General features: G+C 62.8%; 10 protein-coding genes. All 10 read right to left on the bottom strand.

The window, feature by feature from the left end:
• Nucleotides 1–1,212, bottom strand: coding sequence for an O-succinylhomoserine sulfhydrylase (locus BLL36_RS22140; RefSeq protein WP_076953553.1), 1,212 nt, complete (start codon nt 1,210–1,212; stop codon nt 1–3).
• Nucleotides 1,213–1,277: 65 nt separating this feature from the next.
• On the bottom strand, nt 1,278–2,783 hold the full coding sequence (gene purF, locus BLL36_RS22135; protein WP_076953551.1) for an amidophosphoribosyltransferase: 1,506 nt from the start codon (nt 2,781–2,783) through the stop codon (nt 1,278–1,280).
• 41 nt (nt 2,784–2,824) lie between these two features.
• A complete protein-coding gene (locus tag BLL36_RS22130; RefSeq protein ID WP_076953549.1) occupies nt 2,825–3,382 on the bottom strand; it encodes a CvpA family protein in 558 nt (185 codons plus the stop codon).
• A gap of 259 nt (nt 3,383–3,641) precedes the next feature.
• Nucleotides 3,642–4,301 (bottom strand): SPOR domain-containing protein, encoded by a 660-nt coding sequence (locus BLL36_RS22125; RefSeq protein ID WP_076953546.1) that lies wholly within the window; start codon nt 4,299–4,301, stop codon nt 3,642–3,644.
• Nucleotides 4,285–5,592: a bifunctional tetrahydrofolate synthase/dihydrofolate synthase gene (gene folC / locus BLL36_RS22120; protein ID WP_076953545.1), complete on the bottom strand. Its 1,308-nt coding sequence runs from the start codon at nt 5,590–5,592 to the stop codon at nt 4,285–4,287. Before folC ends, BLL36_RS22125 begins: the two co-directional genes overlap by 17 nt.
• The gene (gene accD, locus BLL36_RS22115; protein WP_076953543.1) at nt 5,589–6,509 is read right to left on the bottom strand and encodes an acetyl-CoA carboxylase, carboxyltransferase subunit beta; all 921 of its coding nucleotides are present in this window, start codon (nt 6,507–6,509) and stop codon (nt 5,589–5,591) included. Before accD ends, folC begins: the two co-directional genes overlap by 4 nt.
• Nucleotides 6,510–6,752: 243 nt before the next feature.
• On the bottom strand, nt 6,753–7,385 hold the full coding sequence (locus BLL36_RS22110) for a phosphoribosylanthranilate isomerase (RefSeq protein WP_076953541.1): 633 nt from the start codon (nt 7,383–7,385) through the stop codon (nt 6,753–6,755).
• 64 nt (nt 7,386–7,449) lie between these two features.
• Nucleotides 7,450–8,274, bottom strand: a complete 825-nt coding sequence (truA, locus tag BLL36_RS22105; protein ID WP_076953538.1) for a tRNA pseudouridine(38-40) synthase TruA — start codon at nt 8,272–8,274, stop codon at nt 7,450–7,452.
• 156 nt (nt 8,275–8,430) lie between these two features.
• Nucleotides 8,431–10,989, bottom strand: a complete 2,559-nt coding sequence (locus BLL36_RS22100; protein ID WP_076953536.1) for a FimV/HubP family polar landmark protein — start codon at nt 10,987–10,989, stop codon at nt 8,431–8,433.
• Nucleotides 10,990–11,150: 161 nt separating this feature from the next.
• The gene (locus BLL36_RS22095) at nt 11,151–12,161 is read right to left on the bottom strand and encodes an aspartate-semialdehyde dehydrogenase (RefSeq protein WP_076953534.1); all 1,011 of its coding nucleotides are present in this window, start codon (nt 12,159–12,161) and stop codon (nt 11,151–11,153) included.
• Between the last annotated feature and the right edge of the window lie 136 nt (nt 12,162–12,297).

Below are 12,297 nucleotides of genomic sequence, written 5' to 3'. Positions count from 1 at the left end.
TCACAAGGCGGCCAGCCCGCGAGCCAGGTCAGCCTGCAAGTCAGCCACGTCTTCCAGGCCCACTGCAACGCGGATCAGGCTGTCACGAATACCCGCCGCCTCACGCTCCTGAGGCGCCAGGCGCCCGTGGGAGGTGGTGCTCGGGTGGGTAATGGTGGTCTTGCTGTCGCCCAGGTTGGCGGTGATGGAGATCAGGCGCGTCGCATCGATAAAGCGCCAGGCACCCTCTTTGCCGCCCTTCACTTCGAAGCTCACCACGGCACCGAAACCACGCTGCTGGCGCTGGGCCAATGCGTGTTGCGGGTGGCTCTTGAGGCCGGCGTAATGCACCTTCTCGATACCGTCCTGCTGCTCCAGCCACTCGGCCAGGGCCTGGGCATTGGCGCAATGGGCTTTCATGCGCAGGCTGAGGGTTTCCAGGCCCTTGAGGAAGATCCAGGCGTTGAACGGGCTCAAGGTCGGGCCAGCCGTGCGCAGGAAGCCAACGACTTCCTTCATCTGCTCGCTGCGCCCCGCGACCACGCCGCCCATGCAGCGACCCTGGCCGTCGATGAACTTGGTGGCCGAGTGCACGACGATGTCCGCGCCCAGCTTCAGCGGTTGTTGCAGCGCCGGGGTGCAGAAGCAGTTGTCGACCACCAGCATAGTGCCCTTGGCATGGGCCACTTCGGCCAACGCGGCGATATCCACCAGCTCGGCCAACGGGTTGGACGGCGATTCGACGAACAGCAAGCGGGTGTTGGTCTTGATCGCGGCATCCCAACCGGACAGGTCTGCCAGCGGCACGTAGTCCACTTCAATGCCAAAGCGCTTGAAGTATTTCTCGAACAGGCTGATGGTCGAGCCGAACACGCTGCGCGACACCAGTACATGGTCGCCGGCGCTGCACAGACTCATCACCACCGCCAGGATGGCCGCCATGCCGGTCGCCGTAGCGACCGCCTGCTCGGCGCCTTCCAGCGCCGCGATACGCTCTTCGAACGCGCGCACGGTCGGGTTGGTGTAGCGCGAATAGACGTTGCCCGGCACTTCACCGGCAAAGCGCGCAGCCGCATCGGCGGCCGTGCGGAACACATAGCTGGAGGTGAAGAACATCGGGTCACCGTGCTCACCCTCCGGGGTGCGGTGCTGGCCGGCGCGCACAGCCAGGGTATCGAAAGCTACGCCATCGAGGTCGCTGTCCAACCGACCGGCATCCCATTCCTGACTCATGCTGCCCCTCCTTACTCAATTCTTTATTTAAGATACAAAACCGGCCCCTCAGGGCCGGTTGTCACTCAGTTGTTATACAGATCGATGATCGCACTGACCGCCTGGGTCTTGATCTTGGACGAGTCATTGCGCGCCTGCTCGATCTTGTTCAGGTAGGCCTCGTCGACATCACCGGTCACGTACTTGCCGTCGAACACGGCGCAGTCGAACTGGTCGATCTTGATCTTGCCACCGCCGACCGCTTCGATCAGGTCCGGCAGGTCCTGGTAGATCAGCCAGTCAGCGCCGATCAGGTCGGCAACGTCCTGGGTCGAGCGGTTGTGAGCGATCAGCTCGTGGGCGCTCGGCATGTCGATACCGTACACGTTCGGGTAACGCACCGCAGGCGCCGCGGAACAGAAATACACGTTCTTCGCACCGGCTTCGCGGGCCATCTGGATGATCTGCTTGCAGGTGGTGCCACGCACGATGGAGTCATCCACCAGCATCACGTTCTTGCCGCGAAATTCCAGCTCGATGGCGTTGAGCTTCTGGCGCACCGATTTCTTGCGTGCAGCCTGGCCCGGCATGATGAAGGTACGCCCGATGTAGCGGTTCTTCACGAAGCCTTCGCGGAACTTGACGCCCAGGTGGTTGGCCAGTTCCAGCGCAGCGGTACGGCTGGTGTCGGGAATCGGGATCACGACGTCGATATCGTGCTCGGGACGCTCGCGCAGGATCTTATCGGCCAGTTTTTCACCCATGCGCAGGCGCGCCTTGTACACCGAAACCCCGTCGATGATCGAATCCGGACGCGCCAGGTAGACGTGTTCGAAGATGCATGGGGTGAGTTTCGGCGCGACAGCGCACTGGCGCGTGTGCAGCTTGCCGTCTTCGGTGATGTACACCGCTTCGCCCGGCGCGAGGTCGCGGATCAGGGTAAAGCCCAGCACGTCCAGGGACACGCTTTCGGAGGCGATCATGTACTCGACGCCTTCGTCGGTGTGACGCTGGCCGAACACGATCGGGCGAATACCGTGCGGGTCACGGAAACCAACGATGCCATAACCGGTGATCATGGCCACCACGGCATAACCACCCACGCAACGGTTGTGCACGTCGGTGACGGCGGCGAACACATCTTCTTCGGTCGGCTGCAGCTTGCCGCGCTGGGCCAGCTCGTGAGCGAACACGTTGAGCAGCACTTCCGAGTCGGAGTTGGTGTTGACGTGGCGCAGGTCGGATTCGTAAATCTCCTTGGCCAGCTGTTCAACGTTGGTCAGGTTACCGTTGTGCGCCAGAGTAATGCCGTAAGGCGAGTTGACGTAAAACGGTTGAGCTTCGGCCGATGTAGAGCTACCGGCAGTCGGGTAACGCACATGGCCAATGCCCATGTGCCCGACCAGGCGCTGCATGTGACGTTGATGGAACACGTCACGTACCAGCCCGTTGTCCTTGCGCAGGAATAACCGGCCGTCGTGGCTGGTCACAATACCGGCAGCGTCCTGGCCGCGGTGCTGGAGGACGGTTAGCGCGTCATACAGCGCCTGATTGACGTTCGACTTACCGACGATACCGACGATGCCACACATGCGACGCAACCCCTACTTAATGAATCTTGACTGAACACAGCTTACTGAGGCGTTTTGGCCGGTAAGAGGTGCTCCTTGAACGGAAGATCAGCGGGTACGCTGATTCCGCTGGCCAGCCACTGACTGCTCCACCCCAGAATGAGGTTCTTGGACCAATCTGCAACCAATAGAAATTTTGGCACGAGTACCGACTCTTGCCACCATGCATCCTGCTGTACCGGCCCCAGGCTCAACAACCCGACCGTCACGACGACCAGCAAGGCGCCACGCGCGGCGCCGAAGACCATGCCGAGGAATCGATCGGTCCCGGAAAGGCCGGTGACACGTATCAACTCGCCAATAAGATAATTGACCATTGCCCCCACCAGCAGCGTGGCGATGAACATGATGGCGCAGCCCGCGATGACGCGGGCCGAGGGTGTCTCGATGTATCCGGCCAGGTAGACCGACAATGAACCGCCAAACATCCAGGCTACGACTCCTGCGATGATCCAGGTCAGCAACGACAATGCTTCTTTTACGAAGCCGCGGCTTAGACTGATCAAAGCGGAGATGGCGACGATTGCAACAATCGCCCAATCAACCCAGGTAAATGGCACGTTTGAGCCTACGGACGGATGAGGCGGCGCATTTTAGCAGAGCGTCGGGCTATCGGTAAGCGGTGATTGCGGCTGCTTTGCAAATCAATAGTTTGTGGCAAGCACGGTGCATTTCAAGCCCACCCCAAAACGAATGTGGGAGCGGGCTTGCTCGCGAAGGCGGCGTGTCAGTCACTAAGTGTATCGACTGATAGACCGTATTCGCGAGCAAGCCCGCTCCCACATTTAGATCGCATTGCCAACCGGAGTTGGCAATTGTTCAACCACGCTCAGGCTGGAAACGGGTCACGAAACCCTTGAGATTCTGCTGGCGGTCGAGCAAGTCGCGCAGGCGATCTGCTTCGGCACGCTCGATCAGCGGCCCGATAAACACCCGGTTCTTGCCGTCGGCGCTACGGATATAGGCGTTATAGCCCTGGCTACGCAGCTTCTTCTGCAACGCGTCGGCGCCTTCGCGATTACCCAGGCTGGCCACTTGGATTGACCAACTGATCGGCAAGCCATTCGGGTCGATACGGCTCTGCCCCACGTCCGGTTTACCCGGTGCGGCAGGTTGCGGCGCTACCGGCTTGGGTGCCGGCGCCGGGGCGGCGGGCTTGGCCGCTACGGTCGGTGCCGGAACCGGCTTGACCACCGGCACGCTTGGCTGCACCGGCATCGACGGCGCTTGCTGAGCGGCCACCTCGTCATCGGTCGGCACAGGTTCTTCTTCCGGCAATGCCTGCGGCTCAGGCACCACCACCGGCTCAACCTGTACCTGGGGCACCGCGGGCGCCTGTGGAGCGGCCGGGGCCTCGACCACGACCTGGCGCTCTTCATCCTGGCGAGAGAACAGCATCGGCAGGAAAATCACCGCCAACGCCACCAGGACCAGGGCTCCAACCATTCGCTGCTTGTATGCGCTATCGAGTAATGCCATGTGCAGCTTCCTCCGTGGAGCGCCGGGCCAACCACTCGAGCGCCTCGGCAACACAATAAAATGACCCGAACAACAGAATCTCATCGTCGGGCGTGGCAACGGCGCACTGCGCTTCCAGGGCATCGATCACGCTTGCATACGACGTCACGGGCGCGCCAAGGTTCTGCAAGGCCATCGCCAGTTCCGCGACAGGACGGCTGCGCGGCGTATCCAGCGGTGCCACGGCCCACGCCTGGACAGTGTCCAGCAGTGGTGCGATCACACCTTCCAGGTCCTTGTCGGCCAGCAGACCGAACACGGCAAGACGACGACCAACCGGCGGCGTGCGCGACAAGCGTAGCGCCAGGTACTCGGCCGCGTGGGGGTTATGCCCCACATCCAGCAACAGGTTCAAGCGTTTACCCTGCCATTCGACCTCGCGACGGTCCAGGCGCCCCGCCACGCGCGTTGCCACCAGGGTGGCAGCAATCTGCGCGGCGTTCCACGGCAGATCCAGCAGCAGATACGCCTGCAGCGCGAGCGCGGCGTTTTCCATCGGCAGGTTCAGCAGCGGCAGGTCGCGAAGCTCCACGACCTGGCCGCGGGCATCGCGTCCACGCCAGTGCCAGTGCTGCCAGGCGATCTCAAGATCGAATTCACGCCCGCGCAGGAAAAACGGGCAATCCAGCTCGCGCACCTTGCCCAGCAAGGTCTGCGGCGGATCCAGGTCCCCACAGAGCGCAGGTCGGCCCTGGCGGAAGATACCGGCTTTTTCATAGGCCACGGACTCGCGGGTATTACCCAGGTAATCGGCGTGATCCACACCAATGCTGGTGACCAGCGCCAGGTCGGCATCCACCACGTTGACCGTGTCGAGGCGCCCGCCCAGGCCGACTTCCAGCACCACCACATCCAGTTGCGCACGCTCGAACAGCCAGAACGCTGCCAGGGTGCCCATCTCGAAGTAGGTCAGCGATATCTCGCCTCGGCCCGCATCCAGCGCGGCGAACGCTTCGCAGAGCTGCTCATCGGTGGCTTCGCTGCCATTGAGTTGCACCCGCTCGTTATAACGCAGCAGGTGCGGGGAATTGTAGACGCCGACTTTCAGGCCTTGAGCCTGCAGCAGCGCCGCGACAAAGGCACAGGTGGAGCCTTTGCCGTTGGTGCCGGTCACCGTGATCACACGCGGTGCCGGCCGGCCCAACCCGAGGCGGGCCGCTACCTGTTGCGAGCGCTCCAGGCCCATGTCGATGGCGGACGGATGCAACTGCTCAAGGTAGGCGAGCCATTCGCCCAGGGTCCGTTGGGTCATAGGTTTGCAGGCACCGGCGGCACGACGATCGGCTCGACTTTAGGCGCAACGTACACAGGGGTCGGCAAGCCCATCATCTGGGCCAGCAGGCTGCCCAGGCGTGGACGCAGTTCACCGCGCGGGATGATCAGGTCAATCGCGCCGTGCTCCAGCAGGAACTCGCTGCGCTGGAAGCCTTCCGGCAGTTTTTCGCGCACGGTCTGCTCGATCACGCGCGGGCCGGCAAAACCGATCAACGCTTTCGGCTCACCGACGATCACATCGCCCAGCATCGCCAGGCTGGCGGATACGCCGCCGTAGACCGGGTCGGTCAGCACGGAAATGAACGGGATGCCTTCTTCGCGCAGACGCGCCAGTACCGCAGAGGTCTTGGCCATTTGCATCAGCGAAATCAGGGCCTCCTGCATGCGCGCGCCACCGGAGGCCGCGAAGCAGATCATCGGGCAACGTTTTTCCAGGGCGTAGTTGGCGGCGCGAACGAAGCGCTCGCCGACGATGGCGCCCATGGAACCGCCCATGAAGGAGAACTCGAACGCCGACACCACAACCGGCATGCCCAGCAGCTTGCCGCTGACGGAAATCAGCGCGTCTTTCTCGCCGGTCTGCTTTTGTGCAGCGGTCAGGCGGTCCTTGTACTTCTTGCCGTCGCGGAACTTGAGACGGTCCACCGGCTCCAGGTCGGCGCCCAGCTCGTTACGGCCTTCGGCGTCAAGGAAGATGTCGATGCGGGCGCGGGCGCCGATACGCATGTGGTGGTTGCACTTGGGGCAAACGTCCAGGGTCTTTTCCAGCTCCGGGCGGTACAGCACCGCGTCGCAGGATGGGCACTTGTGCCACAGACCTTCAGGAACCGAGCTTTTCTTCACCTCGGAACGCATGATCGAAGGGATCAGTTTGTCTACTAACCAGTTGCTCATGCTTTCTTTCTCCAGTACCGGTGGCTTGAACACAGCCCCGCGTATGCCCTTGAGCTAAATTCATATGTGGCGATGACACATGCTGGACGGGGTCAGACGTTCGACCGGCCTTTCCCGCACGTATCCTCAGCCTTCCAGACAACCTGCCAGCGCAGCGTTGCCACTTCGTTTCCGGGCCACCCGCAGGCGGCGCCGGGCTGTTCTACACAGTGATAGTTATGGACGGCGGCAGACTGCCAGCCGTCACATCCCACCACTGCTGTTGCGCACGGCCTGCACGAATGCGCGAATCTTGCCGTGGTCCTTGATGCCCTTGCCCTGCTCTACCCCACCGCTCACATCCACGGCATACGGTCGCACTTGCTTGATCGCCGCTTCGACATTGGTCGGGTCGAGCCCGCCGGCCAGGATGATCGGCTTGGTCAAGCCTGGGGGAATCAGCGACCAATCGAACGCTTCGCCCGTACCGCCGGGCACGCCTTCTACATAAGTATCCAGCAGAATCCCGCGAGCACCCGCATAGGCTGCGCACGCAGCCGCAATGTCTTCGCCGGCCTTGACGCGCAACGCCTTGATATAGGGACGCTGGTAGCTTTCACATTCGTCCGGCGTTTCGTCGCCATGGAACTGCAACATGTCCAGCGGTACGGCATCCAGGGTTTCGTTGAGTTCGCAGCGGCTGGCGTTGACGAACAAGCCCACGGTGGTGACGAACGGCGGCAGTGCGGCGATGATCGCCCGCGCCTGCAGCACATTCACCGCTCGCGGGCTTTTGGCATAAAACACCAGGCCGATGGCATCTGCACCGGCTTCGACTGCCGCCAGCGCGTCTTCTATGCGGGTAATCCCGCAAATCTTGCTGCGAACGGCTGACATGTCGTGGGAACCTCAGGTGTTGGGCCGAGAAAGTCCCGGATGGTAACAAAAGCTTTTCCAGGCGTCAGCCGCCAAGTTCGCTGAAACCTGTCAGGAAATGTGGCCCGATGAAACGCTCCGGCAGCTCGAACTCGTCACGGTACTCCACATCCACCAGGTACAGACCGAACGGATGCGCCGTGACCCCGCCGGTGCGACGCACGCGGCTTTCCAGCACTTCCTTGGCCCACTCCACCGGGCGCTCGCCGGTGCCGATGGTCATCAGCACCCCGGCGATGTTACGCACCATGTGATGCAGGAAGGCGCCGGCACGGATATCCAGCACGATCATCTTGCCGTGGCGGGTCACTCGCAGGTGGTGGACTTCCTTGATCGGCGACTTGGCCTGGCACTGGCCGGCACGAAAGGCGCTGAAATCATGCACGCCCACCAGGTGCTGGGCAGCTTGAGCCATGCGTTCGGCATCGAGCGGGCGGTGGTTCCAGGTGATTTCCTGGTTGAGGTGCGCCGGGCGGATCTGGTCGTTGTAGATTACATAGCGATAACGCCGGGCGATGGCCTTGAAGCGCGCATGAAAGTGCGCCGGCATGACCTTGGCCCAGGTGACGCTGACGTCATGGGGCAAATTGATATTAGCGCCCATCACCCAAGCCTTCATCGACCGTTCAGCCTGGGTATCGAAGTGCACCACCTGGCCGCAGGCATGCACACCCGCATCGGTACGCCCGGCGCACATCAGCGATACCGGAGAGTCGGCGACTTTCGACAGCGCATTCTCGAGGGTTTCCTGCACCGTCAGCACCCCGGAGGCCTGACGCTGCCAGCCGCGATAGCGCGAGCCTTTGTATTCCACGCCCAGGGCGATGCGGTTAAAACCTGCGGCCGCCATTTCGGCGGCCGCGTTATCTATATTTGCCAAGAACTGAGAGCCTGATGGGTTGCGCAAAGGCGGGCATTATGCCGGATTGTGTGGGAGCTGGCTTGCCTGCTCCCACACAAATCAAAACGGCGACCCGAAGGTCGCCGCTGCGCTGACGATTGACGGTTAAACCAGCCGGCCGAGCATTTCCTTGGCCTCGCCACGCTGGGTCTCGTCCCCTTCGGTCAGCACTTCGGAAAGGATGTCCCGTGCGCCGTCCGCATCGCCCATGTCGATGTAGGCCTGGGCCAGGTCCAGTTTGGTGGCCACTTCGTCGGTGCCGGACAGGAAATCGAACTCCGGCTCATCATCCCCCAGTGCCGCGTCTTCTGCGGTAAAGGAGGGCTCGATGGGCGGATGCTCCAGGCTCTGGGACAGGCGATCCAGCTCGGCGTTGACATCATCCAGCTCCGAGGCGAACGCATCGGGCTTGGCGGCCTCTTGCGGCTCATCGGCCAGGGACAGGTCGAAATCCTCGGGCAGGTCGAAGTCATCCGCTGCAGCCGGGGTCAGGGTCGGCGGTTCGACGGCAGGCACGTCCTTCATCTGCTCTTCCAGGCCGGAAAGGAAGTCGTCATCGGATTGCGCCGACGCCGGGGCATCCAGTTGCAGGTCCAGGTCGAAGTCCGACAGGTCATCCGCTTTGGCATTGGCTTCGGTCTGCTGCTGCAGCAGCGATTCGAATGTCTGCTGATCGTCCTCGATTTTGGCCGGGGAAGCTTCTTCCAGCTCGTCCAGGCTCAAATCGAAATCGGTGTCGAAGGCCTCTGGCGTCGCGGCGGCCGGTTTGTCTTCGAGCAATTCCTTGACGTATTGAGCATCCAGGGCAGCGGCGGCAACCGCAGCACTGACGCCCGCCGCCAACACGGCCATCGCCGGGAAGCGGCTCTTGAGTTGCTCGACCTGGGCGTGGTTTTCACCATTGGCCACCAGTTGACGCTCCTGGGTGACAAAGCCGTCCTTGTCGTTCTGCAGGCCGTAGACTTCCATCAGTTTCAAGCGCAGGTCGCTGCGCTTGGGCTCATATTTGATTGCCTGCTCCAGCACGTCGGCGGCCTGGTTCAGGTGGCCCCGGTCGATATGAGACTGGGCCTGGGCCAGCGCATCGCTGGAGTTCACCGGAGCGACGGCAACCGCCAGCGGCGCAAGCACGGAAGCCACGGTGGGCACGACAACTGCCGGCTCTACCGCTGGAGCCGGTACGGGTGCGGCGGCCAGCTTGACGTTGGGCGGCGGCACTTCCAGGCCTTCGAAGCTGTCCGGTGGCAGGTCGTGGTCAATGTTGGAGGTGAATGCTGGCTCTTCAGCCAGGGCCCGCGCCATGCGCAGGTGCTTTTCCTCTTCGCGGCGGGCATTGCGATGGCGCGCCCACAATAGCAGGAGCAGCAGCACCAACAAGAGCGCGGCACCACCGAGCACGCCGAGCACGACCGGGTTGGTCAGCAGCTCGTTGAACTTGCCCTCGGTGCTCGCCGGTGCTGGCTCCTGCGCCTTGACTGGCTCAGGGGCGGGCGTAACGGGCGCAGGAACAGCGGTCGCGGCATCCGGCGTTGCAGCGGCGGCAGCCGGCTCGCCTGCCAACTGAGCGGGCATTGCGGCTGTCGCCTGCGCGGCCGGGAGGCCTTTTTCTGCCTGCAAACGCGCGAGTTGATCGTTTTTCAGTTGAATCAGTTTCTGCAGCTTGTCCAGCTGGCTTTGCAGGTCCGCCGCGCGGCTTTTCAGCTCTTCGTTGTCGCGACGGGTGGTGTCCAGTTGCTCCTGGGTCATCGCCAGTTTGTCGCTCAGCGCCGCGCTGTCGCCCGCCTTGCCTTTGGCGCCCTGCTTGGCCGCTTCGGCCGACACCAGGCTCAGGTTGTCGTTGGCATTGGTGCTGGCTGGCGCGTTGCCAGCCTGGTTGCGCTTGGTGGCGTCCAACTGCTGCTTGCCCGCCGCCGGATTGGTGGCGGCACGGCGGCCCTGGCGCCAGGCGGCATTCTGCGCGCTGACTTCGGCGATCGCCTGGGGTTGCGGCAGCGCGGTGCTTTGTACGGTATCCGGCAGGCGCAGGACCTGGCCGGTTTTGAGGCGATTGATGTTGCCGTCGACAAACGCGCCGGGGTTCAGCGCCTGGATCGCCAGCATGGTTTGCTGGACGGAGCCGCCGTTGCGGTTCTTCGCAGCGATTTCCCACAGGGTATCGCGGGATGTGGTGGTGTGCTGCGCGGCCTTGCTCGCAGTCGGCGCGGTAGTGGCCGGCGCGGCCAGGCGCGGTGCGGGCGCGGCGCTGGTGGGTGCAGGCTGGTCGAATTTGGCCGGGTCGAGCAATACGCTGTAGTCGCGCATCAGGCGGCCGTTGGGCCATTGCACCTGCAGCAGGAAGCGTACGTAGGAATCCGGCAGCGGCTTGCTGGAGGTGACACGCACCACGCTGCGGCCGTTAGGGTTGACCACCGGGGTGAACGTCAGGTCATCGAGGAACGCCTGGCGATCAACGCCCGCATCCACGAACGCCTGGGACGAGGCCAGGCTCGGGGTGATCTCGGAAGCGGTGAGGCCGCCGACATCGAGCAATTCGATTTCCACCGCCAACGGCTGGTTCAACTTCGACTTGAGGGTCATCTCCCCCAGCTGCAGCGCCTGCGCCATACCGGAGGACAGCGCCGAGGCGGCCGCTATTGCTAACACCAGTTTGCGAACTTGAACCATAGCCTCATCCTTTGTTTGAACACTCCCCGGCCTGCGAGAAGGTTGGTAACCGCTGCCATAAGGCATGGCGAGCCGATAGGTTACCGACGCGCTTCTGTTCTGCTTTGGGCCAAGCATAGCGCCTGGTTAGAATCAATCTACAAATTGCCGCCAAGTATCTTTTACGCAAGGCCTTTTATCAACAACTGCGCCAGCTGTACGGCATTGAGTGCGGCGCCTTTGCGTACGTTATCTGACGTCAGCCACAGATTTAGTTCCGCCGGGTCATCCACGCCTGCGCGAACCCGTCCTACATAGACCACGTCCTGGCCTACCGCGTCGCCTACGGCGGTGGGGTAGTCGCCCTCCTCCACACGCTCTACGCCCGGCGCTGCGTCGAGTGCACGGTTCACGGCGGCGAGGTCGACCGGTGCGCCCAGCTGCAGCGACACAGTCAGGCTATCGCCAAAAAACACCGGGGCTTGAACGCAAGTTGCGGAAATCTTTAGTAAAGGTAATTCCAGCACTGCGCGCAACTCGTGTACCAGGCGCTTCTCCAGGGCGGTATGACCTTGGCTGTCCGGCGTGCCGACTTGTGCCAGCACATTGAAGGCGACCTGCCGATCGAAGAACGTCGGCTCCAGCGGGCGCATATTCAGCAGCTCGGCGGTTTGCCGGGCCAGTTCGCTGACCGCCTCTCGCCCCTGAGCCGACATCGCCAGGTTGGCGGTGACGCTCACGCGCTGGATATCCAGCAGGCCCCGCAATGGCGCCAGCACCACTGCCAGGTTGGTCGCCGACGGACTTGGGCTGCCGAGCCGGAACGGCTTTTCCAGGTCATCGAGCACATGGGCGTTGGCTTCGGGCACCACGGGCGGCGCCTGCTCGGCCGGCAATGCGCCGGACAAGTCGATCACCGAGCAGCCCACCGCCGTCGCACGCGCAGCGAAACTCAAGGTGACCGCGGGCCCCGCCGCGAAAAACGCCAGTTGCGCCTTGCTGAAGTCGAATTCATCGACTTCCTTGACCCGCACGTTCTTGCCGCGAAACGGCACCGATGCGCCAGCCGAGTTATTGCCCGCCAGCAGATACAGGGTGCCCACCGGGAAAGCCAGCTCTTCGAGGATCTGCACCAGGGTTTCGCCAACGGTACCGGTGGCGCCGATCACGGCGATATCAAAGGTCTGGGTCATGGGGCTGCCTCGGGCATTGCGGGGGGAGCGGCACTTTACCGGGTGGCTGGGGGTGAGGCAATTGGCCTGGGTCTTGCGGTGTACCTGATGACCCTATCGCAGGCAAGCCAGCTCCCACACTGGACGGTGTTCACAA

Origin of the sequence: Pseudomonas cedrina subsp. cedrina, assembly GCF_001983175.1 — a bacterium.
GTDB lineage: Bacteria > Pseudomonadota > Gammaproteobacteria > Pseudomonadales > Pseudomonadaceae > Aquipseudomonas > Aquipseudomonas cedrina.
Note: the sequence above shows the minus strand (reverse complement) of the source record. Positions and strands in the feature narration are given on the sequence as shown.

Bases quoted from the DNA above. Each gene is read 5' to 3' on its own strand.
- BLL36_RS22140 (WP_076953553.1), bottom strand. From the start codon at position 1,212: ATGAGTCAGGAATGGGATGCCGGTCGGTTGGACAGCGACCTCGATGGC.
- purF (WP_076953551.1), bottom strand. From the start codon at position 2,783: ATGTGTGGCATCGTCGGTATCGTCGGTAAGTCGAACGTCAATCAGGCG.
- BLL36_RS22125 (WP_076953546.1), bottom strand. From the start codon at position 4,301: ATGGCATTACTCGATAGCGCATACAAGCAGCGAATGGTTGGAGCCCTG.
- folC (WP_076953545.1), bottom strand. From the start codon at position 5,592: ATGACCCAACGGACCCTGGGCGAATGGCTCGCCTACCTTGAGCAGTTG.
- accD (WP_076953543.1), bottom strand. From the start codon at position 6,509: ATGAGCAACTGGTTAGTAGACAAACTGATCCCTTCGATCATGCGTTCC.
- BLL36_RS22110 (WP_076953541.1), bottom strand. From the start codon at position 7,385: ATGTCAGCCGTTCGCAGCAAGATTTGCGGGATTACCCGCATAGAAGAC.
- truA (WP_076953538.1), bottom strand. From the start codon at position 8,274: ATGGCGGCCGCAGGTTTTAACCGCATCGCCCTGGGCGTGGAATACAAA.
- BLL36_RS22100 (WP_076953536.1), bottom strand. From the start codon at position 10,989: ATGGTTCAAGTTCGCAAACTGGTGTTAGCAATAGCGGCCGCCTCGGCG.
- BLL36_RS22095 (WP_076953534.1), bottom strand. From the start codon at position 12,161: ATGACCCAGACCTTTGATATCGCCGTGATCGGCGCCACCGGTACCGTT.